The 20,543-nt window shown below is 72.1% G+C and carries 35 protein-coding genes; 34 read left to right on the top strand and 1 reads right to left on the bottom strand.

Translation table 11 applies throughout. The features are described 5' to 3' along the window. The first annotated feature begins 26 nt into the window (after positions 1-26). From DJ476_RS16535 to DJ476_RS16510, 7 genes are all read left to right on the top strand, one after another. The gene (locus tag DJ476_RS16535) at positions 27-434 is read left to right on the top strand and encodes an Lsr2 family DNA-binding protein (RefSeq protein ID WP_112490909.1); all 408 of its coding nucleotides are present in this window, start codon (positions 27-29) and stop codon (positions 432-434) included. Then, positions 431-649: a hypothetical protein gene (locus DJ476_RS16530; protein ID WP_112490908.1), complete on the top strand. Its 219-nt coding sequence runs from the start codon at positions 431-433 to the stop codon at positions 647-649. The genes DJ476_RS16535 and DJ476_RS16530 overlap by 4 nt, the downstream gene beginning before the upstream one ends. Continuing rightward, positions 646-777 carry a hypothetical protein gene (locus tag DJ476_RS35620; RefSeq protein WP_318294714.1) on the top strand — a complete coding sequence of 44 codons (132 nt, stop codon included), beginning with the start codon at positions 646-648 and terminating at the stop codon, positions 775-777. Before DJ476_RS16530 ends, DJ476_RS35620 begins: the two co-directional genes overlap by 4 nt. Then, positions 774-1,355, top strand: coding sequence for a hypothetical protein (locus tag DJ476_RS35615; protein ID WP_318294713.1), 582 nt, complete (start codon positions 774-776; stop codon positions 1,353-1,355). Before DJ476_RS35620 ends, DJ476_RS35615 begins: the two co-directional genes overlap by 4 nt. Then, the gene (locus DJ476_RS16520) at positions 1,348-1,557 is read left to right on the top strand and encodes a DUF6011 domain-containing protein (protein WP_112490907.1); all 210 of its coding nucleotides are present in this window, start codon (positions 1,348-1,350) and stop codon (positions 1,555-1,557) included. Before DJ476_RS35615 ends, DJ476_RS16520 begins: the two co-directional genes overlap by 8 nt. A 26-nt stretch (positions 1,558-1,583) precedes the next feature. Continuing rightward, positions 1,584-2,327 (top strand): hypothetical protein, encoded by a 744-nt coding sequence (locus DJ476_RS16515; RefSeq protein ID WP_112490906.1) that lies wholly within the window; start codon positions 1,584-1,586, stop codon positions 2,325-2,327. Between the two features lie 78 nt (positions 2,328-2,405). Further along, positions 2,406-3,116: a DNA-methyltransferase gene (locus tag DJ476_RS16510; protein ID WP_112490905.1), complete on the top strand. Its 711-nt coding sequence runs from the start codon at positions 2,406-2,408 to the stop codon at positions 3,114-3,116. A 73-nt stretch (positions 3,117-3,189) separates the two neighbouring features. On the opposite strand, the gene DJ476_RS16505 is transcribed toward DJ476_RS16510, so the two are convergent. Beyond that, on the bottom strand, positions 3,190-3,408 hold the full coding sequence (locus DJ476_RS16505) for a hypothetical protein (protein WP_019763309.1): 219 nt from the start codon (positions 3,406-3,408) through the stop codon (positions 3,190-3,192). A 181-nt stretch (positions 3,409-3,589) separates the two neighbouring features. On the opposite strand from DJ476_RS16505, the gene DJ476_RS16500 reads away from it, so the two are divergent. From DJ476_RS16500 to DJ476_RS16380, 27 genes are all read left to right on the top strand, one after another. Then, positions 3,590-3,892 carry a hypothetical protein gene (locus DJ476_RS16500; RefSeq protein ID WP_112490904.1) on the top strand — a complete coding sequence of 101 codons (303 nt, stop codon included), beginning with the start codon at positions 3,590-3,592 and terminating at the stop codon, positions 3,890-3,892. Continuing rightward, entirely contained in the window at positions 3,892-4,062 is a 171-nt protein-coding gene (locus DJ476_RS34935) for a hypothetical protein (RefSeq protein ID WP_167480384.1), read from the top strand. Before DJ476_RS16500 ends, DJ476_RS34935 begins: the two co-directional genes overlap by 1 nt. A gap of 57 nt (positions 4,063-4,119) precedes the next feature. Continuing rightward, complete coding sequence (locus DJ476_RS16495) at positions 4,120-4,983, top strand: protein transporter Sec31 (RefSeq protein ID WP_112490903.1); 864 nt, start codon at positions 4,120-4,122, stop codon at positions 4,981-4,983. Then, positions 4,980-5,630, top strand: coding sequence for a hypothetical protein (locus DJ476_RS16490; protein WP_112490902.1), 651 nt, complete (start codon positions 4,980-4,982; stop codon positions 5,628-5,630). Before DJ476_RS16495 ends, DJ476_RS16490 begins: the two co-directional genes overlap by 4 nt. A gap of 13 nt (positions 5,631-5,643) precedes the next feature. Then, on the top strand, positions 5,644-6,093 hold the full coding sequence (locus tag DJ476_RS34540) for a hypothetical protein (RefSeq protein WP_162638726.1): 450 nt from the start codon (positions 5,644-5,646) through the stop codon (positions 6,091-6,093). 1 nt (position 6,094) lies between these two features. After that, positions 6,095-6,664, top strand: a complete 570-nt coding sequence (locus DJ476_RS16480) for a hypothetical protein (RefSeq protein ID WP_112490900.1) — start codon at positions 6,095-6,097, stop codon at positions 6,662-6,664. 420 nt (positions 6,665-7,084) lie between these two features. Next, complete coding sequence (locus tag DJ476_RS16475; RefSeq protein WP_112490899.1) at positions 7,085-7,501, top strand: hypothetical protein; 417 nt, start codon at positions 7,085-7,087, stop codon at positions 7,499-7,501. A 229-nt stretch (positions 7,502-7,730) separates the two neighbouring features. Then, on the top strand, positions 7,731-7,982 hold the full coding sequence (locus DJ476_RS16470; RefSeq protein ID WP_112490898.1) for a MerR family transcriptional regulator: 252 nt from the start codon (positions 7,731-7,733) through the stop codon (positions 7,980-7,982). A 14-nt stretch (positions 7,983-7,996) separates the two neighbouring features. Then, positions 7,997-9,094: a hypothetical protein gene (locus DJ476_RS35610; RefSeq protein ID WP_318294712.1), complete on the top strand. Its 1,098-nt coding sequence runs from the start codon at positions 7,997-7,999 to the stop codon at positions 9,092-9,094. Between the two features lie 60 nt (positions 9,095-9,154). Then, positions 9,155-9,580 carry a hypothetical protein gene (locus tag DJ476_RS16460; RefSeq protein WP_112492539.1) on the top strand — a complete coding sequence of 142 codons (426 nt, stop codon included), beginning with the start codon at positions 9,155-9,157 and terminating at the stop codon, positions 9,578-9,580. Between the two features lie 137 nt (positions 9,581-9,717). Next, the gene (locus DJ476_RS16455) at positions 9,718-9,957 is read left to right on the top strand and encodes a hypothetical protein (protein WP_112490897.1); all 240 of its coding nucleotides are present in this window, start codon (positions 9,718-9,720) and stop codon (positions 9,955-9,957) included. A gap of 151 nt (positions 9,958-10,108) precedes the next feature. After that, positions 10,109-10,375, top strand: a complete 267-nt coding sequence (locus DJ476_RS16450; protein ID WP_318294886.1) for an HNH endonuclease — start codon at positions 10,109-10,111, stop codon at positions 10,373-10,375. Continuing rightward, positions 10,372-10,512: a hypothetical protein gene (locus DJ476_RS16445; protein ID WP_162638724.1), complete on the top strand. Its 141-nt coding sequence runs from the start codon at positions 10,372-10,374 to the stop codon at positions 10,510-10,512. The genes DJ476_RS16450 and DJ476_RS16445 overlap by 4 nt, the downstream gene beginning before the upstream one ends. Positions 10,513-10,624: 112 nt before the next feature. Continuing rightward, positions 10,625-11,107 (top strand): phage terminase small subunit P27 family, encoded by a 483-nt coding sequence (locus DJ476_RS16440; RefSeq protein WP_112490895.1) that lies wholly within the window; start codon positions 10,625-10,627, stop codon positions 11,105-11,107. After that, on the top strand, positions 11,076-12,854 hold the full coding sequence (locus DJ476_RS16435; RefSeq protein ID WP_112490894.1) for a terminase large subunit: 1,779 nt from the start codon (positions 11,076-11,078) through the stop codon (positions 12,852-12,854). Before DJ476_RS16440 ends, DJ476_RS16435 begins: the two co-directional genes overlap by 32 nt. A 16-nt stretch (positions 12,855-12,870) precedes the next feature. Beyond that, the gene (locus DJ476_RS16430) at positions 12,871-14,211 is read left to right on the top strand and encodes a phage portal protein (protein WP_112490893.1); all 1,341 of its coding nucleotides are present in this window, start codon (positions 12,871-12,873) and stop codon (positions 14,209-14,211) included. Continuing rightward, entirely contained in the window at positions 14,208-14,900 is a 693-nt protein-coding gene (locus DJ476_RS16425; protein WP_112490892.1) for a hypothetical protein, read from the top strand. Before DJ476_RS16430 ends, DJ476_RS16425 begins: the two co-directional genes overlap by 4 nt. Before the next feature lies 1 nt (position 14,901). Next, the gene (locus DJ476_RS16420; protein ID WP_112490891.1) at positions 14,902-15,735 is read left to right on the top strand and encodes an HK97 family phage prohead protease; all 834 of its coding nucleotides are present in this window, start codon (positions 14,902-14,904) and stop codon (positions 15,733-15,735) included. Further along, positions 15,732-17,015: a phage major capsid protein gene (locus DJ476_RS16415; protein ID WP_112490890.1), complete on the top strand. Its 1,284-nt coding sequence runs from the start codon at positions 15,732-15,734 to the stop codon at positions 17,013-17,015. Before DJ476_RS16420 ends, DJ476_RS16415 begins: the two co-directional genes overlap by 4 nt. Before the next feature lie 12 nt (positions 17,016-17,027). Next, a complete protein-coding gene (locus DJ476_RS16410; RefSeq protein ID WP_112490889.1) occupies positions 17,028-17,384 on the top strand; it encodes a hypothetical protein in 357 nt (118 codons plus the stop codon). Continuing rightward, positions 17,371-17,916 (top strand): mobile element protein, encoded by a 546-nt coding sequence (locus DJ476_RS16405; protein WP_112490888.1) that lies wholly within the window; start codon positions 17,371-17,373, stop codon positions 17,914-17,916. Before DJ476_RS16410 ends, DJ476_RS16405 begins: the two co-directional genes overlap by 14 nt. Continuing rightward, on the top strand, positions 17,913-18,254 hold the full coding sequence (locus DJ476_RS34530; RefSeq protein ID WP_162638722.1) for a hypothetical protein: 342 nt from the start codon (positions 17,913-17,915) through the stop codon (positions 18,252-18,254). The genes DJ476_RS16405 and DJ476_RS34530 overlap by 4 nt, the downstream gene beginning before the upstream one ends. Beyond that, positions 18,254-18,565 carry a hypothetical protein gene (locus DJ476_RS16400; protein ID WP_167480383.1) on the top strand — a complete coding sequence of 104 codons (312 nt, stop codon included), beginning with the start codon at positions 18,254-18,256 and terminating at the stop codon, positions 18,563-18,565. Before DJ476_RS34530 ends, DJ476_RS16400 begins: the two co-directional genes overlap by 1 nt. After that, positions 18,565-18,954, top strand: coding sequence for a phage tail termination protein (locus DJ476_RS16395; protein ID WP_112490887.1), 390 nt, complete (start codon positions 18,565-18,567; stop codon positions 18,952-18,954). Before DJ476_RS16400 ends, DJ476_RS16395 begins: the two co-directional genes overlap by 1 nt. A 70-nt stretch (positions 18,955-19,024) precedes the next feature. Continuing rightward, complete coding sequence (locus DJ476_RS16390) at positions 19,025-19,684, top strand: phage tail tube protein (RefSeq protein WP_112490886.1); 660 nt, start codon at positions 19,025-19,027, stop codon at positions 19,682-19,684. Positions 19,685-19,797: 113 nt separating this feature from the next. Then, positions 19,798-20,121, top strand: a complete 324-nt coding sequence (locus tag DJ476_RS16385) for a hypothetical protein (protein WP_112490885.1) — start codon at positions 19,798-19,800, stop codon at positions 20,119-20,121. A gap of 116 nt (positions 20,122-20,237) precedes the next feature. Continuing rightward, positions 20,238-20,543, top strand: coding sequence for a hypothetical protein (locus DJ476_RS16380; RefSeq protein ID WP_112490884.1), 306 nt, complete (start codon positions 20,238-20,240; stop codon positions 20,541-20,543).

Here is a 20,543-nt window from a genome sequence, read left to right as displayed (position 1 = left end):
TCCGCTTCTCCGCGAAGGACACCACGATGACCACCCCGCCCGTACCCCAGCCCCCGGCCGACGTGCCGCTCACCGTGGGGGCCCTGATCGCCTGGGCACACGCCCACACCGACAAGAGCATTCAGCGCCTGGCCGCCCAGGCCCACGACGCGCTCGGCACCCTGCGCACCCGCCACCACGAGGAACAGGAGCTGGCCCGGGTCACGGCGGAGGAGGCCGAGCTGGAAGAGCGCCTGGCCGAGATCCGTGCCCGTAAGGCCCGGCTCGCTCCCCGGCGCAAGCCCGCCCGGGACTACGACCCGGCGACCGTCCGTACCTGGGCCCGCGGCAAGGGCCTGACCGTCCCGGACCGAGGCCAGATCCCGACCGCCGTCCTGGCCGCCTGGCGGGAGCACCACCCCACGTGCACCGGGGCCGGGGTGCAGCAGCGGTGAGCCTCACCCTGACCATCCGCTGCGACGCCCCCCTCGGCCCGTACGGGGGGTGCGCCGCGTACCTGCCGACCGGGAGCACCGACCAGGGCGAGGCGTACGCGACCGCCGTACGGGCCGGGTGGCAGACCGGCCCCGACCGCTGCCCCGGCCACGCCTACCGGCCCCGGCCCGTCCCGCCCGTACGACACCTCACGAAGGGAACTCCGACCCGATGAACACCCAGCCCAGCCCGGCCCGTACGGCCGCCGAGGACCTCGCCGCCGAGGGCGAGCACGTCCACTACGTCAGCGAGGGACAGAGCCTGTGCCTGTCCGGCGTGTGCACCGTGGTGGTAGGCCCGTGACCGCCGTCTTCGCCCGTCCCTTCCGCCTGATCCAGCGCAACGGTGAGCCCCTCGATGGCGCCGTGTTCCCCAACGGCCGCGCCGTCGTCATGGATGACCCGGACTGGGGGATTTGCTCCGGCGCCCGCACCCTCGACCTCCTGCTCGCCCACAGCTACCACGGCGCCCACATCGAATGGCCCACCGACGTCCCAGCCGAGCACTGCGGACATCCGAAGCCCCCCTTCAGCGAGCACACTCCGCCCACCGAGTGCGTCCTGCGCCCGCACCACCAGGGCAGCCACGCCGACGAGCACGGAACCCGCTGGTGGCAGACCGTCCCCGAGGGGGAGCAGCCGCCCACCACGAACGAGGCGCGCCGAGGAGACCACACGATGACGTCCTGCCCCAGCTGCCGCACCGAACCGAAGGAAAGCGGCCTGTACCTGTGCCGCACATGCTGGTACGGCCTGACGACCGAGGCTCGCAAGCGGCTGCGCCGCCGTGACGGGCAGGCCGTCGCCCGGTTGCGGTCCCTGCACACCCAGCTCGGCCAGCGCGTGCCCCTGGCGGACATCCGGGTGATGCCCGATGCCTGACGTACGCCGCTGCGCCGTGTGCGGGCGCCGCCTGACCGGCCAGACCTCACTGCGCCTGGGCATCGGCCCGGTCTGCGCCCGCAACACCCGCCAGGCCCGCCCCGCCCGGCCGGTCCGGCTGCCCGTGCCGCAGCGGCCCCTCCTGCCCGCCCACATCAACGGCCGCCCGATCGACGACGTCCCCGCCGGCCCCCTCCTCTGAACACCCCGCACCGCCCGGAGCGCACCATGGACACCACCTGCGAGGCCTGCCACGGCCACGCCCCCGCCGACCACTACCTGTGCGAGGCCTGCCAGCACACCCACCTGGCCTGGCTCAGGGAGCTGCCCCACCAGGTGGTGCTGCTCCGGACCCTGCTCCACCCCGACACCGGCCCGGCCCGCCGCGGCTCCACCGGCCGCGCCCACGCCCCCATCCCCGTACGCCTCGACGTCCTGGACCTCCTGGGCCCCGGCCAGGCTCACACGGTGGTGGACCCGCACGGCGACCAGACCGGAGGCGTTCCGATCGGGGCGTTCCTTTCGGGGTGGGCGCACTACATCGCCTCCGACGTCCCCACCGCCTACCGAGACGCCCACGGCACCGCCCACATCGCCCAGGCCCGTCCCGCGACCGCCTGGCCGCGCACCGGCACCGGCCTGGCCGCCTGGTGCACCTGGCACGAGCGATACCTCCCCTACACCGCGACCCGCCCGTACGCCGCCACCCTGCACACCGAACTGGAGGGCCTGATCCACCGCCTCCGGGGGCTCAACCACTACCGCCCGGAGACCCGGGCGCTGGACGCCCCGTGCCCGGGCTGCTCCGGATGGTCGCTCGTCGAGCGCGACGACGAGCTGCACATCACCTGCACACTCTGCCCGGCCCGGCTCACCCCCGCCGAGTACGTCGCCCACCGCACCACCACCATGCGCCAGCTCGCCACCACCGTCCTCCTCACCCTCGACACCCACGGCCCCACCGCCGCCTGACTCCGGTGCACCGTAAAGACGCGAACGTCCGTTCGAATCGATGATCGATACGGACCACCCGACGACTTTGGAGCACCGATGAGCTGGACCGTTCACCAGGGCGACGCCCTTACCCTCCTGCCGACCCTGACCGAGCCGGTGGACGCCGTGATCTGCGACCCGCCGTACAACTCCGGCGGCCGCACCAACGCCGAGCGGCGCTCCCAAGGCGCCCGCGACAAGTACGTCACCGGCGACGCCCAGCACTCACTCCCCGACTTCGACGGGGACACCCGCGACCAGCGCAGCTACACCTACTGGCTGGGGCAGATCCTCGCCGCGGCCTACGCCCGCACCAGACCCGGCGGGAGCGCCCTCGTGTTCACCGACTGGGCGCAGCTGCCCGCCACGTCCGACGCCCTGCAGGCCGGCGGCTACACCTGGCGCGGCATCATCCCGTGGCGCAAGCCCATCTCGAGGCCGACGCCGAACGGGTTCCGTCGCGAGTGCGAGTACGTCCTGTGGGGCAGCCGCGGCGACCCGCTGCGCCACGCCCCCACGATCTACCTGCCCGGCTGGCTGGAGGGCTCCCAGCCCCGCGGCCGCACCCGGGTCCACATCACCCAGAAACCGGAATCGATCATGCGGCAGCTGGTGCAGATCGCGCCCCCCGGCGGGCTGGTCCTGGATCCGTTCGCCGGGTCCGGGACTACCGGGGTCGCGGCACTGGCCGAGGGCCGGCGGTTCGTCGGCATCGAGGCCTCGCCCAGCTACGCAACCACCGCCCGCGAACGCCTCGCTGCGGCCTGACTCGTACGCTGCTTCACAGCGCTGCGCCCCCTGCCCAACTCCCATGGGCGGGGGGCGCAGCTTCGTACGGCGGTCAGCCCTCGTCGGGCGCGCTCAGGTCGTTCCGTCGGCCCTGGGTGATGCCGGCCTGCCGCTGCTCCCAGTAGGCGTCGAACCAGGCGACGTCGTACTCCGGCCTGCTGCTGCCGGGGCGGAAGACGGGGGCCGGCCAGCCCTCGGCCGGGGTGGTCGCCAGCCGGTGGATCAGGGTGCGGCTGCGTCCGACACGTTCGGCCAGTTTCGGGATGGTCATGGTCTCCGGCTCCTGTTCTGGCCCTTCGGGAGGTTCGGGCATGGGGTCATCCTCTCCGAGAAGTGTGGACAATGTCCACACTTCTCGCTACGGTCGTACTCGCCAACAGAACGGCCCCGGTCGGCGCTGGAACGCCATGTGACCGGGGCCGGTCACCCCCTGATGAGCCCAGGAGACGACCATGCGCGATGGTATCCGCGCCATCCAGGCATTACACCGCCCCGCCCCCGACGTACGGACCCGCCGCCTGCTGACCGAGATCGGCCACACGCTGCGCACCGTCAACCCCGGCCAGACCATGCGGGAGGTCACCCGCCTCGCCTACGCCGGACGCACCGCCGCCACCCTCTACGGCTTCGGCACCGCGCAGGCCGTAACCACCACCGCCCTCCTGCTGCGCCACATGCCGCGCCTCGACTCGCCCCCCACCGACATCACCCGCGCCGAGTACGGCATGCGCCTCCTCGCCCAGGCCCGCGACTGATGGCCCGCCCCGCCGGGGAGATCAGCCCCGCCGACGCCGCCCGCCGCTACCAGGCCGGTCTGTCCGCCGCCCGCCGCGCCCCGCTCCCCTCCACCGGGGAGACCCGCACCCAGCTCGGCTCCGCCCGCACCGCGGGCAACGCCGCCGCCACCACCCGCGCAACCCGCTGAACCGCCCGGCCGGGCGCACCAGCACGCGCCCGGCCGGCCTTCGCTCCCGGAGACCCCATGCCCCGCACTCGCACCGTCGAGCGCTCCCGCCTCGTCCCGCACACCATCGACGGCACCACCCACCTCGTCCTCGACCGCTACAAGGAAGAGCTGCCGCTCCCGCCGCGCGACTGGGACCGCATCGTCCTGACCGGCGTCACCGCGGCCGCCGCCGTCATCGGCGTCGCCAGCATCCTCTGGTCCACCGCCAGCATCGGCAGCCTCCTCGACCTCGTCGTCCCGCTCACCGCCGCCGCATACGCCGCCGCCGTCGTCTTCGACCTCGCCTGGCTCACATGCATGGCCCTAGAGTGGCTCGCCCGCTACGACCAGGACCGCGCCGCCCTGCCCCGCGTCGGCTACGTAGCGCTCGGCATCGCCATGGGCGCGGTCGGCACCCACGGCTGGATCAGCGGCCAGTTCGCCATCGGCTGCGTCGCCGCCGCCGTGTCCGGCCTCGCGAAGGCCCTGTGGACCGTCGTGCTCCGTCACCACGCCAAGCCCCTCGACGCCCGCACCCAGCAATGGGTCGACGCCGAGCGCGCGAAGGCCGGCGGCCGCCTTGCCATGGTGTCCGTACGCCGCGAACTGACCCGCGCCGAGCAAGCCGTCACCGCAGAGCAAGCCGCGATCTCCGGAACCTCCGGAACGCCTTCCGGAGAGATTCCGGAACCTCCGGAAGACAACGAGGAGTCTCCGGAGGCCACTCCGGAACCGGCACTGACCGGCCCCATGACCATGGCGGATGCCGTCCGGATGGCGCTCTCCTGCGGCATCTCCGATCCGGAAAAGGTCCTCAGCTACGTCCGCCAGGTGGCCAACGCGAACGCCAAGGAGGAGAGCGTCCTCCGGATTCTCCGGATGGAGCGGAAGACCGCATGAGCGACGATGAGAGCACGATCAAGGCCTGGCTGCGCGACCGGATCGACGGCCCCGCCGTACCCGAGGCAGAGCCGGATCCCCTCGTCCAGGTCCGCTACGTCCCCCCAGCCACCACCCCCGCCAGCCCCGATCCCGACCTGGACCAGGACGACGGCCAGGACGACGACCAGGAGCAGGGGGAGGAGCGGCGCCCGTGGTGGCACCTGGCCCCCGGCCCCTTCGGCACGCCCCGCCGCACCCCCGAGCCGCCCGCCCCGGCCGAGACGGAGATGGCCCCCGGCCTCTACGTCACCGTCCACCAGCCCCAGCCCGCCGCACCCCCGTGGACCGCCCCCGACCCGGCCGCCGAGGCCGCCGCCGAACGCCTCCACCGCCGCAGGATCTGGCTCGCCTACCACGCCGCAGCCGCCGCCGTCGGCTGGGTCACCGGCCTCGTCGCCCTCATGCGCGACCTCCTGGCCGACACCGGCCCCGCCGCCCCCGGCGTCGGTATCGCCATGGGACTGGTCACCTACATCGTCGCCAGCTACCTCCCCGGCCTGCCCTACATGCCCCCCGCGCTACGCCCCGTCATGGTCTGGGCCGCTCGCATCCCCGTCTGCTCCGCCGCCCTCGCCCTGGCCCTCCACGCCCCCGGCACCCTCTAAGGACCCCCCGAACATGCACGTCATCGCAGCACCCTCCAGCGGCGGAGCCGTCCTCGGCTCCCTCGGCGCCGGCGGCATCGCCCTCGCCCTCACCGTCCTGCTGGTCCTCGGCGTACGGGGCCGCGGCCGCATCAAGCTCACCACCGGGCGAGCCGGTACCGTCGCGTTCCTCGCCGGGACCTCCTACGTCGCCGCCGGGAAGATCTGGGCCAACGCCGAGAAGGTCGTCGGCCAGGGCCTGACCGGCTTCGGCGTCGGCTCCGACGGCCCCTTCGGACACGTCGGGATCGGCGCCGTCGCCCTCCTCCTCCTGATCTTCATGCTCGCCGCGCCCCTCACCCCCGTACGGGCCGCCGCCCTCGCGCTGCTCGCCGCGTTCGTCTGGCCCGCGACCGGAGACGGCACCCTCTGGGCCGTCCCCAGCCAGCTCGCCGCCGCCGCCCTGATGATGATCGGAGGCTGACGTGGACGCCTGGATCCGCTTCTGGACCGCCCTCTGGCTCGGCTGGTCCGACCTCAGCCGCCGCACCATCGACCTCATCCTCTGCACCACCCCCACCAAGCCCCCCGACCCGCAGCCCCCGGCCGCGCCCGACGAGCAGGCCCAAGCCGAGACAGGGGAGCAGCAGGAGAGCCCTCCGGAGAAGACCGGGAAGAGGAAGACGCCCCGCCCGGAGAGCTCGCCCGCCCTCCGCATCCTGTGCGTCGGCCTCGCCATCGGGTTCATCTACGGGCTGCCCTGGACCACCCGCATCGCCATCGCGGCCGCCGTCCTGTGGACCATCACCGCGCTCGCCCTCGGCTACCTCGCCACCATGCCCCCCGAGGAGGAGAAGAAGCCCGCCCCGGAGAAGCCCGCCGACGACGGCGACGGCCAGGAGCAGGAGCCGGTCGAGGAGCCCCCGGCGGACACCCGCCACCCCTCCGAACTGCTGCCCCTCGAGCACGTCGCCGTCCTCCTTCACGGGCCTACACCGAGGGCTCCGGCGTCCACCTCGCCCACCTCGCAGAGACCCTCACCACCACCCCTCTGATGGGCCTCCCTGCCACCCCCTGGAAGACCGGCCACGTCCGGGCCCTTCTCACCCGCCACGGCATCCGCGTACGGGCGGGCGTACGGGTGCCCCCGCTGGGGGGCCGCGAAGGGGTGCACCGGAGGGACTTCCCACCCCTCCCCCAACCCCTGCCGCGCCCCCTGTTGTTGGCGATGTTGCCGCAGGTCAGAGCAACAACAACAACGACCACAACACCACCCCGCCCCCCTTCCAGGTCGTCCAGGACCCCGCCAACCCCCACCGCCACCACATCCACCACACCCACTGAGGAGCACCGCATGGCACTGGAGAAGACCATCAGCCTCGAGGCCCTGCGCCGCCGCAACGAGCAGACCAAGGCCGCCCAGAGGCCGCCCAGTTCGGCTGCGCCCAGGCCCACCCAGAAGGCACGATGACGCGATGGACGATGACGGCTACTTCTACGAACCGTTCGGCCCGGTGTACGAGCCGGTCGGCATGGAGGACTGCCCGGCCTGCCCCTGCCACACCCGCAGGGTCTGCGACGGAGCCCAATGGGCCCGCGCCATCCCGCCCACGTACGCCGACGGCCGCCCCTACACCGAGCCCTGCCCCTGCCAGCTGACCGCCAACAGCACCCGGCGCACCGTCCTGTTCATCAACCGAGCCCTGTCCCTGTGCGGGCACTGCAGCCGCACCGTGCCCGCCCCCCAGGCACCCCGATGCCCCCGGTGCGGCACACAGTTCGCCGCCACCTCGACCCACAACCGCGAGATCACCACCAGCCGCCTCCGCACCATGCGCCCTGATCTTCCCGCCCACGAGTACGGGAACGCCCCCGCCGACCTGATCGGCTAACCACCACCGAGAGGACCGACCATGATGCAGAACAACCCGGACCACGAGCCCGACGCCCACGAGGACACGCTCCTCGGCCAGGCCGTCCCCGACACCGACTGGGACTGACCAGACCTCGCCGCTGGACAAGATCAGCATTTAGCGCGACACTGCTGCCACCACCACACGTGTGCCCACAGAGCCCCCGGCCCCCCGGCCAGGGGCTCCGTCGCATCCCCGAGGAGGGCCCGTGGACACCGACCTCCTCACCACCGCCCAAGCAGCCGCACACGCCCACCGCGCCCGCCAACTCCTGTCCGCCGGCGCCGCCGCGATCCGCCCCACCACCATCCGCGACTGGGCATCCCGCGGCCACCTCCACAAAGCCGGACTCACCGAAACCGGTCGCCCCCTCTACCGCCTGGCCGACGTCGCCCGAGCCGAACTCGCCACCCGCGCACGCGCGCTACGCCTCGTCGGCATCCCCGAACAACGCCCGTAGCGAAGGGAGGCGAGATGGCCCTCCCCGAGGACGCCCCCACCATCACGGTCACCGACACCCGCACCCACCCCGACGGCGGCCCCATGCGCGGCCGCGTCATCCTCCGCCCCGCACCCGCCCTCGTCACCAACGCGGAGGCCGGCCACACCGTCCAGGGCGACGCCGAAGGACGCTGGGTCAACGGGGAGCTGTCCATCACGGTCCTGGCCGCCGACGCCGCCGGATTCGAGCCCACCGGGTACACCCACCTCGTCATGGAACGCCCTACCAACGCCCCGGCCCGCGACTACCCGGTGCTCCTGACGACAGCACTCGGCCCGAGAGTCGACCTGGCCGCCCTCGCCCCCGCCGAGCCCTACACCGGGGACTACGTCCTCACCCCCGGACCACCGGGACCCGCCGGCCCCACAGGCCCCCAAGGGCCCGCCGGAGCAACCGGCCCGAAGGGCGACACGGGCGACACGGGACCGACCGGCCCCGCAGGAGACACCGGACCGACCGGCCCGGCAGGAGACACCGGACCGGCCGGGCCCAAGGGCGACACCGGCGATACCGGGCCCGCCGGACCCGCCGGAGAGACCGGCCCCCCAGGCCCGCCAGGAGCTGACGGGGCCGACGGAGCCCCGGGAGAGCAGGGCCCTCCCGGCACCCCGCCGACCGGCGACACCATCGGTGTCACCCGCACCGTCGACAAGCCCACGGACGAGCCCACCCCCGCTTCCACCACCCTGCAGGACGACGACCACCTCACCGTCCCGGTCACCGCGGGCGGCCGGTACGCCATCGCCGCGATGCTCGCTGCAGACGGTGACCCCGCCGCCGACCTCCTCCTCACCATCGCCGCCCCGCCCGGCTCCACCGGCTACTGGGCGCCCGCCGCCATCACCCTCGGAGTCTCCGACGGCACCGGCAGCATCCGCCTCACCCGCTACCCGCCCGGCCAGCCCGTCGGCGTAGGAATCACCGCCGCCGGCGTCATCCTCACCCCCACCGGCACCATCACCGCCGGCGCCGACGGGCACATCTCCTTCCAATGGGCGCAGAACGCCGCCTCCGCCACCCCCACCATCCTGCGCACCGGGTCCTGGATGCGGGTCACCCGAACCGCCTGACACCGGGCCACCGGGTGCCCGATGATGGCCCCCTACGTCACGTACATCCCAGGGGGGATCATGCGCACCCGCACCACCACCGCGCTCACCGCGGCCGCGTTACTCGCCACGCTCACCGCCTGCGGCACCACACCGGACGAGGTCACACCCGCCGCCGGGCCCACCTCGCTCACCGAGGAGCAGCGCGCGAGCGCCCAAGCCGCTGCCGGCGTGCCGGACAAGCCCGACGAGGCCACCATCGCCGCGTTCACCAAGGCCCTTGACGCGATCGACCCGCGCATCGTGGACGGCAAGACCGACAAAGCCATCAGCCGAGGCCTCAACCAGTGCAGCTCCATCAAGTCGTCACCGGACGACAGAGAGAAGCTGGTCGACCTGGCCCTCGGGCGCTTCACCATCGACACCCGCCTCCCCGAGCTGAACACCCCGGAGACCGGCGGCAAGATCAACGACGCCGTCCACAAGAACCTCTGCCCCAACTTCTGACCCGTCCCGAACCGGGTGGCAGTACGGAGGAGGAGTAGCGGCCCTCAGCGTCCTGGACGGGAGCCAGGCCGTACTGCCACCCACCACCAGGCCCCGATCCTCACGGACGGGGCCTTCCCCATGCCCAGGAGGCCCCCATGGCAGAACTCACGACCGAGAAGCTCACCAGGCACACCCTGCACCTCACCCCTCACGAGCTGCAGGCCCTGCGCAAGGCAGCCAAGGCAGCCCTGGACGCACACGACGACGCCCCGGAAGCCGACAAGGCGACCTGGCAGACGTTCATCGACCTGGGCAAGCCCAACACCCGCGGCCACAGGAACTTCGTGGAGCAGCACTCCAACCCCTCCATGATCGGCACCACCCCAGGCCCCTGACCCCTACCCCCCTCGGGAGGCCCCCGGTGCCCACCCGGCCCCCACCCGGTGCGCCGAGCCCGGATGCACCACCCTCGTCCCCAAGGGTCGCTGCGCCGAGCACCAGCCCGTCCCCTGGGCAGGCCGGGACGACAAGCAGGCCCGGTACGGCATCAGTTCAGGTAGGTGGCGCACCCTCAAGCGCATCGTCACCAACCGTGACAGCGGCTGCTGCTACCGCTGCGGGATCGGCCAGCCCGACGCCGACGACGACCCCGACGGTGCTCACCAGCACCAGCTGGACCACATCACACCGATCTTCGAGGGCGGAGCCGTCGAGGACCTCGACAACCTGGGGCTGATCTGCGAGCCATGCCACACCGTCAAGAGCAAGGCCGAGGCCGCGCGGGCCAACCGGGCACGCCGCAGGCCTCGGTGACCGCCGAGGAGCACCTCCTCACCGACGAGCAGCTGGCCCGCGCCGCCGCCGTCGTCCAGGAGCGCCCGCGCCCGTGGGCCATCTTCACCTCGGCACGGCTCCCCTCCCCGGTAGGGGAGTCCAGATTTCCAGATTGATCGCCACGGGACCCGGCGCCGTCAGCTCGGCACACACACGCTCAGAATTGTGAACTCGAAACCGGAGAAATGACACACCGTCACCAGTGACATTGCAGGTCAGGGGGTTGCCATGGGGCGCACCGCCCAGCCCGCAGCGCTGAAGTTGTTGGTCGGCAGGGCCGAGGGCAAGGACTCCGGAGGCCGTACGGTCAACCCCGGGCCCGCCTTCCGGCGCATCGCCCCCAAGCCCCCGACGTGGCTGTCCCGCGAGGCGGCCGCCGAGTGGCGCCGGGTCACCCCCGGGCTGCAGCGCCTGGACCTCCTGAAGGAGGAGGACCGGGCGATGCTCGCCGCCTACTGCGAGACCTGGTCCGTGTTCGTCGCCGCGACCCGCGACGTGACACTGACCGGGCTCACCGTCCAGCAGATCACCACCCGGCCGGACGGGTCGTCCACGGAGAAGACCGTCCCGAACCCGTCCGTCGCCATCGCCCGCAACGCCGGCCGGGAGCTGCGCGGGTTCGCCGCGCAGTTCGGCCTCTCGCCCTCGTCAGAGCAGGCCCTGGCGAGAGGGGCCGACGATGGCAGCGAGGACGACAACCCGTTCGCGTAGGAAGGCGGCCGCAGAGCCGGACGCGCCGGTGCCCGGGGCGTTCCTGGACGATGACCAGCTCGAGGCGCTCAAGCTCTCCCCGGAGGTCGGCTGGTACCTCGTCTCGAGGGGGATCCCGCTCCCGGATAGCCCGCCGCTCATCAAGACCCCCGAGCCCCGCAACGCCCCCGGGGCGCGGTTCGACCCCGACCGGGTCGACAAGGTCATCAAAAGCTTCAGCCTGCTGCGTCACACGAAGGGGCAGTGGGCCGGGCAGCCGCTCGTCCCCGACCCCTGGCAGGTCGCGTGGATCATCGCCCCCGTCTTCGGGTGGGTGCACTGGGACGACGACGCCGACATGTACGTGCGGATCATTTCCGAGCTGTACGTCGACGTCCCCCGCAAGAACGGCAAGAGCACCTTGTCGGGCGGCATCGCGATCTACATGACGTGCGCGGACGGGGAGCCCGGGGCGGAGGTCGTCGCCGCGGCGACGACGAAGGCCCAGGCCGGGTTCGTGTTCACCCCGATCAAGCACTTGGCCGAGCGGGCCCCGGCGCTGAAGGGCCACGTCAAGGCCTACCAGGGCAAGATCATCCACCCGAAGACCGGGTCCTACTTCGAGGTGATCGCGAACGCGGCGGACGCCCAGCACGGGGCGAACCTGCACGCCGGGATCATTGACGAGCTGCACGTCCACAAGAGCCCGGACCTGGTGGAGGTCATCGAGTCCGGTACCGGCTCGCGCCGTCAGCCCCTGATCGTCATCATCACGACCGCCGACTCCGGGAAGCCGGAGACGGTCTACGCCCGCAAGCGCACCCGCATCGAGCAGCTGGCCCGCGGAGTCCTGGAGGACCCCTCGGTGTACGGGGTGGTTTTCGCCGTACCGAAGGACGCCGACCCGTTCATCGAGGAGACATGGAGGGCGGCCAACCCTGGCTTCGGGGTGTCGCCCACCCGGGCCTACCTGGCCCGGAAGGCCCGGGCGGCCCAGCAGTCCCCGGCCGAACTCGCCAGCTTCCAGCGGCTGCACCTGGGGATCCGCACCAAACAGGTCACCCAGTTCCTGGACCTGGACGCCTGGCGGGCCAACGGCGCCCTGGTCGACGAGGTGAAACTCCGCGGCCGCGAGGCCTACGGCGGTCTCGACCTCGGCTCGGTGTCCGACCTCAACGCGCTCGTCTGGCTCTTCCCGGACGACGAGGACGGCAGCCTGGACATGGTCATGCGGTTCTGGACGCCGAAGGACAACCTGCCCTCCCTCGACAAGCGCACCGCGGACGCCGCGTCCCGGTGGGTGAAGGAAGGGTGGCTGCGCACCACCCCGGGCAACGTCACCGACTACCACGCCATCGGGGCGCAGATCCGCAAGGACCTGGACTCCTACGACGTCCGCTCGCTGGGGTTCGACCGGTGGGGCAGCACCAGCCTGACCAACGACCTCGAGGGCGAGCGCGCCCCGATGGTCGGGGTCGGTCAGGGCTTCAAGACCATGAGCCCCGCGCTCAAGGCCGTCAAGCGGATGCTGCTGCTCGGCGCGACGGGCCGGCCGATGCTCCGGCACAACGGCAACCCCGTCATGACGTGGATGGTCGACAACCTCGCCGTCGACATGGACAGCGCGGGAAACGTCAAGCCGGACAAGGCCAACAGCGCCGACAAGATCGACGGCATCAGCGCGCTGTGCGACGCGATGTCCGAGGTCCTGGCCCGCCCGCCCGTACGCCGCTCCGCGTACGAGGACGGCGACTTCGAAGCGATCTGAAGAGAGGGGGCGGCGCATGCCCTGGTGGCGTCGCAGCAGGAAGGCCTCCGGGTCCGGCCAGGTCATCGACCAGACCGGCGCCCTGGTCAAGAGCGAGCAGTTCGACGACCTCGCGGAGCTGGGCCGGTACGTCACCCAGCACGGGATCCGGGTCGTCGACCCCGGTGTCCCGCTGTCCAACTACGCGGGCACCGCCGCCGCGATGAACGTGTGGGAGACCCAGCCGTCGGTCCGCAAGGTCGTCGACTACATCGCCCGCGCGCTGGCCACGATCCCCTGGCACGTCTACGAGCGGGTCTCCGACACCGACCGGCGCCGGGTCACCGACCACCCCCTGGCGCTGCTGCTGGCGAACCCGGCCCCGGCGGTGCCCCCCTCGCGGCTGTGGCACTCGGTGATCGTGGACTGGCTGATCCACGACCGGTGGTGCGTGCAGGTCCTCCCCAACGCTGACACGGCGAGCGGGTGGGAGCTGCGGCGGAAGCCAGCGCGGCGGATGCACGTGCTCGCGGACGACGACGACCAGCCCGCCGCCCTGTACCTGATCTCCTCGCGCGGCCCCGCCGAGACGGTCCCGTTGCCCGGCCCGTACCTGTTCGACCACGGGTACGCCTCGGTCGGTGCTGACGGCACGTCCCCGATGGAGACGATGCAGCAGATCCTGGCCGAGCAGACCGAGGCGGTCGAGTGGCGCCGCTCCGTGTGGCGCAACGGCGCCCGGGTGCCTGCTGTGATCGAGCGTCCGGCCGAGGCGCCCAAGTGGTCCAAGACGGCGAAGGAGCGGTTCCAGGCCGCGTTCAACGCGTTCATGGGCCGGGGCAGCCAGGCCGGCGGGACGCCGATCCTCGAGGACGGCATGAAGCTGGTGACGGTCACCGCGTTCAACCCGAAGGACACGCAGGACATCGAGGGGCGCAAGCTCACCGACGCCGAGGTCGCCTCCAGCTACCACATCCCGCCTGAGCTGGTCGGCGCGCGCGAGGGGACGTTCTCCAATCTGGATGCGTTCCGGCAGATGCTCTACACCCACAGCGTCGGCCCGGACATCACGATGCTGCAGGACGTCCTCAACACCATGCTGGTCCCGATCGTCGCCCCCGGGTCGAACCTGTACGTCGAGGCCAACGTCGAGTCCAAGCTGCGCGGCAGCTTCACCGAGCAGGCGACGCTCCTGCAGACCGCGACGGGCGCCCCGTACATGCTCCGCTCCGAGGCCCGCTCCGTGCAGAACCTGCCGTTCGTGGAGGGCACCGACGAGCTGGTCACCCCGCTCAACGTCCTCGTCGGCGGGCTCGCCTCACCGACAGACACGGCCCCACCTCCGTCGCTCCCAAAAGGTCAGGGCCGCCCCGAGTGAAGGGGCGGCCGGAGGATCTGGGGACGTTCGAGGCGGAGCGGGACGCCTACACCGCGGCGCTCACCGCGTGGGCGCAGCGGCAGGCGGACGGGCTGCTGGAGCGGGCGGACGCCAAGGACGGCGGGCCGCCGGACTTCTTCGACCTGTGGGCCGCCCAGTCCGCCGAGCGGCAGGCCCAACTCGCCGCCCTGATTCAGGGGTTCGGGTTCCGGCTGGCGCAGATCGGGGCCTGGTCCGTCCTCGGGGTGTGGAACCCGGAGGCGGACGGGTGGGACCCGGCGGTGATGGAGGCCTGGCTCGCCACGGCTGCCGCCTCCCACGCGGCCGAGTACGAGCAGGCCGCGTACACCGCGGCGACGTCGGCGGTCATCGATGAGGGTGACTGGCGCGACAACCTCCGTGCTGGGTTGGGCTCGTGGGTGACGGCGGCCGCCGTACGGGCGGTCACCTCCGCCACCGAGGCCCGGTCGTTCGGGTCGCACGATGCGGCCGGGGCGTCCGGCCTGACGCACAAGGTGTGGCGGACCGGGGGCAAGAACCCGCGCGCGAGCCACGTGCGGATGAACGGCGACAGCGTCCCGCTGGGGACGACGTTCGCCAACGGGCTGAGGTGGCCCGGGGATGCGAATGGGGACGCGGCTGAGACCGCGAACTGTAACTGCCGACTCGACTACGAGAGGGGGGTCTGACGTGCCCCGTACGAAGGAATGCCGGGCGAAGATCAAGGCCGTCGGGTCCGCCGACGGGCTGCAGGACGGACAGTTCCGGGCGCTCGTCTCGGTGTTCGGCAACGAGGACTCCATGGGCGACGTGATCGCTCCCGGGGCGTTCGCCCAGGTGCTCGCGGAATGGAAGGCCTCCGGCGACCCGATCCCCGTCGTCTGGGCCCACAAGTGGGGCGACCCGTTCGCGCACATCGGCATCGTCCTGGAGGCGAAGGAGACCGCCGACGGGCTGGAGGTCCTCGCGCAGATCGAGGACATGGACACCAACCCCACCGCGAAGCATGTCCACGGACTGCTCAAGGGCCGCCGCATCAAACAGTTCTCCTTCGCCTACGACGTGGGTGAGGGCGGCTGGGTGGAGACCGACGACCTGGCCGCGCACCCGTGGGGCGAGTACTACGAGATCAAGCGGTTCAGCTCCCTGTTCGAGGTGGGGCCGTGTCTGGTCGGCGCGAACCAGCAGACCGAGCTGCTCGCGGCGAAGGCCCGCGACCTCGCCCACACCGCGAAGGCCGGCCGCGTGCTCAGCCAGACGAACTTCGACGCGCTCACCGCCGCGTACGAGTCGATCGGCTCGGTGCTCGCCGCCGCCACCCCGGAAGAGAAGAACCGCCACCAGAAGACTTCCCCGCCCGCGCCCGCGGCCGGGGGCAAGCCCGAGCAGGAGACCGGCCAGCAGCCGCCCGAGGAGACCGCCGCCGCCGAAGAGGCCGCCGCGAAGTCGCCCGCGCGCACGCCCGCCCAGGTGTCCGCATGGGTCACCACGCTGGAACTGATGACCATGAGGAGCACAGGATGACGCTGCGCGAGAAGCTGCAGGCGCTGCTGAAGGAAGCCGCCGACATCGTCGCCAAGGCGAAGGAAGAGGAGGGCCGGGACTTCACCGAGGACGAGGTGAAGCGGATCAACGAGATCAAGTCCGAGTCGGAGGACCTGGCGGCGAAGGTCAAGGCCGCCGACGACGCCCAGGCCGCCGCGGCCGCGATGGCGGGCAAGGCCGCCGACCGCCCGGCCCCCAAGCTGTCCGGGGTGAAGGACCGCCAGGAGGACGGCGACGCGACCACGCTGGGCGGGCAGTTCGTGAAGTCCGCCCTGTACCAGGAGTTCCGCAAGGCCCACCCGTCCGGGCTCGGTGAGGGCTCCGCCGTCAGTATCGGGCGGACCCGCGTCGGGTCGCTGAAGGAGTGGATGGCCGGCCGCAAGGCCACCGAGGCGCCGCTGCAGGTCGGCCTCGGGCACCTCGCCCCGACCCGGATGCCGATGGTCGACCAGGTCGACCGCGACAACCTGACAATCCTCGACCTCATCAGCCGCGGTGAGTCCGACGGCCCGTTCGAGTACCTCCAGGTCACCGGGGTCACCCGCAACGCGGCGATCGTCCAGGACGAGATCCTGCCCGGCGACCCCGACACCGCGCTCAAGCCCACGTCGACGATCCAGACCGAGCTGGCCGACGCCAAGCCCTACACCTACGCCGACGGCTACGACGTCACCAACGCCCTGCTGTCCAACGCCCCCGCGCTCGCCACCTACATGAACAACGAGCTGGAGTACTCGCTGGACTGGGTGGTGGAGGACAAGCTCCTCAACGGCACCGGGACCAACGGCCAGCCCAAGGGCATCCTCCACACCACCGGCGTGCAGGAGCTGACCTACACCCCGGGCACGGACGCCATGGCCCAGGTCAAGGCGATCCGCCAGGCGATCACGAAGATCACCACCCTGCCCGGGGGGAACGTCACCGCCGCCCTGATGTCCCCCGAGGACGACGAGGCCTGGGACCTCATGCAGGACGCGAACGACCGGTTCTTCGGCCAGGGCCCCTTCGGCCAGGGCCCCAACACCAGCTGGGGCCGGGCCCGGGCGCTGTCGCAGCGCCTGGCCCCGGGCACGGTCATCCTCGGGGACTGGCGGCAGGTCGCCCTCCTCGACGTCGAGGGCCTGTCCATCCTCGCGTTCAACCAGCACAAGGACTACGCGCAGCGCAACCTCGTCTACGTCCGCGCGGAGCTGCGCGCCATGCAGGTCATCTGGAAGCCGAACCGGCTGATCGTCGTCAAGCCGGTCGAGACCCCGTAAGGAGCGCACGGCATGCCCGAACACAAGATGATCACTATCGACGGGATCCGGGTCCGGTCGGACGACGCGGCCCGCTACCGGGCACGCACGGCCCCGACCGAGGGCGGGCAGGCGCCCCCGCTCACGCAGGCGCAGGCGGACCCGCGCACGCAGGAGACCCCCGAGACCACACCGGACCCGGAGGCGTTCGACCCGGCGGAGCACACCGTGCTCCAGGTGATCGCGCACCTGGCGGAGGCGGACGAGGAGGAGACCGCCCGCGTCCTGGACGCCGAGGCCTCCGGCGAGAAGCGCAAGGGCCTCCTCGAGCGCCGGGACGAGTTCCTGTCCGAGGCGCAGCAGCGGGCGGGTTCCGGTGACGGGGCCTGACCCCTACCTCGCGGACCCCGCCGACCTCGCGGTCTTCCTCGGCCTGGCCGTTGACGATGTGCGGATGCTGGCCGCGCTGCGGGCCGCCACGAGGCGGTTTCGTGGCGCGGTCCGGCATCCGGTGTCGCTGGTCACCGACGACACGGTGTATCTGGACGGCACCGGCCGGGAGCAACTGCAGCTGCCGGCGGCGCCGCTGGTGCAGCTGCACAGCGTCCACGTCGACGGGGCGGAACTCGTGGGGGTACGGGCGAAGCGGCGGGCGGGGGTGCTGCTGCACCCGTCAGGGTGCTGGCCCGCCTGGTCGGAGGTGGCCGTCATCTACGACCACGGCCAGGACCCGGTGCCGGAGGAGGTGGCCGAGGCGGTCATCGACCAGGCGCGGGCGATCTACCGCCTGGACCCGGCGATCCAGCAGATCACCACCGGCACCGAATCCGTGTCCTTCGCCGCGACGGCGGCGGTGGGGATCACCTCACAGTGGCAGGCCGCCGTCGAGGCCCACCGGCTCAACCGGGGCGACGACGCATGAGCACGATCGACAACCCGCTGCGGCGGGACACCGTGACCGTCATCGACCGGGTCCTGGTCGGGGAGGACGATCGCGGCCAGGACGTCTACGAGGACGTCGAGCGCGACGTCCCCCAGTGCAATGTCCAGCCCGTCTCCAGCTCCGAGGCGCTCGACGACCGGGTCCAGGTCGTCACCCGGTGGCGCCTCGCAGGCCCACCGGACATGGAGCTGAAGGCCCTGTCCCGGGTGCGGTACCGGGGGGTGCTGTACGAGGTGGACGGGAAGCCCGGCGTCTACGGCAGCTACGGGGGGCTGATGGACCACACCGAAGCGTTCCTGAAGGTGGTGACCGGCTGATGGCCATTCGTTTCGAGTTCGACCCTCGGGTGACCGGGGAGATCATGCGCTCGGCCCCGGTGCGCAAGGCGCTGAAGACCGAGGCGGACAAGATCGCCCCGGTGGCCCGGAGCATCGCGAGAAGCGAGGGTCTCGAGGAGTTCGCACGGTCGATCGAGGTGGTGGAGGAGACCCGGCCCCGCGGCCGGCCGACCGCCGCCGTCGTCGCGGACCGGGAGGACGCCGAGGCTGATGAGTTCGGCACGTCCTCCACGCCGCGCCGCCGGATCCTGGGGCGGGCCGCCCACACCCGTATCGACCGGATCAGCTGATGTGGGCGGACGTCGAGCTGCTCGTGATGACCGGGCTGCGGCCGCTGCTGCCCGGGGTGCGGGTCGTGGACGAGCTGCCCGACAAGCTGGAGACCCGGGTGCCGTTGGTGCAGGTGCTCGTCGTGGGCGGCGCCGACGACCGGGTCACCGACACCGCCACCGTCGACGTCGTCGCCTTCGCCGCCACCCGGGCGGCCGCGTGGGCGCTGGCCGAGCAGGCCCGGGTGGCGATGCACGCCCTGGCCGCCACCCACCAGCCCGCCCAGAAGGCGGTCATTGACGACGTGACCACCGCCCAGCGGCCCACGGTCGTCCCGTACGGCAACCCGGCCGTGCGGCGGGCGGTCGCCACCTACACCCTCTCCGCGAGGGCCCGCTCCACCACCTGATCGACCCGTTGTTCCGTCCCTGGCCCCGCGGCGCCCGCCCGGGGCCTTCACCATGAGAAAGGGGGGCGGGATGCCCGCCGCCGACTTCACCGAGATCGCGGAGCTGCGCCAGGCGCTGATCCGCAAGGCGCTGCGCTATGCGATCTTCGCCGCCGATACGACCGCCGACCGGGTCACCACCCCGTTCGATGCCGGCGGCATCCTCCAGACCCTGCCCACGGGGTACGTGCCCGTCGGGTACACCACCACCGACGGGGTGACGTTCTCCGGGGACCTGTCGACCTCGGACGTCACCTCCGGACAGTCCGCCTCCCCGACCCGCTCCGACGTGGAGTCGGACACGGTCACCGCCCAGTGGGTCCCCCAGGAGACCAACGCGGCCGCCGTGGCCCTGTACGAGAATCTGCCTCTGTCCGGTACGGGGTCCCTGCCCGTCCTGGGGGCGGAGACGTGGACGTGGTCGCGCCCCAAGACCCCGCCGACCCGCTACCGCCGCCTGGTGTTCATCGCGGAGGACCTCAACAAGGACACCGGCAACCCCCTCTACATCGTCCGGCACTTCCCCTCCGCACTGCGTACGGGGCGGGAGGACGAGCAGTGGACCCGCACGGCGGAGATCGCCCGCGGCGTCACCTACCAGGCGTACGTCGACGACACCCTCGGCACCGACTCGGTCACCTGGATCGACGGGCCCGGGTGGCGTGACTACGGCCCGCCGGTCGAGCCCTGATGGCTCGCACCGACCGCACACCGGCACCGCGGCGGCGGCCCAGGGTGAGCCCCACCGCCGCGGTGCCCCCACCGGCTCACCCACCGGCCACCCAGAAACGAGAGAACACCACCATGAGCAAGCCCAACCGTGCCCGCTACCGCCTCTCCGAGGTCCGCCAGCAGTTCACCGACGCCGTGGGCGGCGCCGACGTCGAGTTCGAGACCGACGCCGGAGACGTCCTCACCTTCCCCCACCCTCTGTTCACGGACGCGGAGTGGGACGCGAAGGTCGACGGCGCCGCGACCGCCCACGACAAGGCGGTCGCGATCCTCGGTGAGGAGCAGTACGAGAAGTACCAGGCGGCCGGGCACTCCGACAACGACATCGCGCTGCTGATGATGGCCGTGCAGCAGGACATGCAGGGGCAGATCAAGAAGCGCCCTACACGGTCCTAGACGTCCTCGGGCCCCACCCCGAGGCCGTCGAGGCCGACCTCCTGCACCACTACGCCCCCCGCGACCCCATCGCGGAGTTCTGGCAGGGGACGCTGTCCCTGCGCCAGCTGCGCGTCATGGTCGAAGGACTGCCCCCCACCGGGGCCCTGGCCCGGAAGCTGACCGGCCACCACTGGGAACACCGCGACTTCCTGACGGCGGACGTCGTCGACCTCCTGGGCCAGCTGGTGACCGACTTCCGCAACGCCAACAAGCGCGAGGACGCCCCCGTCCAGTCCTACCCGAAGCCGGTATGGCGCCCGGAGAAACCGTCGGTCAAGAAGCGCCGGAAGAAGAAGGCCCGCCGCGAGGCCGCCGAGGCCCGTACCGGCTACCTGAGGATCGTCGCCCTGGCGACACCCGAGCACGCAGAGAAGGGGTGA

Origin of the sequence: Streptomyces bacillaris, from assembly GCF_003268675.1 — a bacterium.
Taxonomy (GTDB): Bacteria; Actinomycetota; Actinomycetes; order Streptomycetales; family Streptomycetaceae; genus Streptomyces; species Streptomyces bacillaris.
This window is presented reverse-complemented; position numbering and strand designations above follow the sequence as displayed.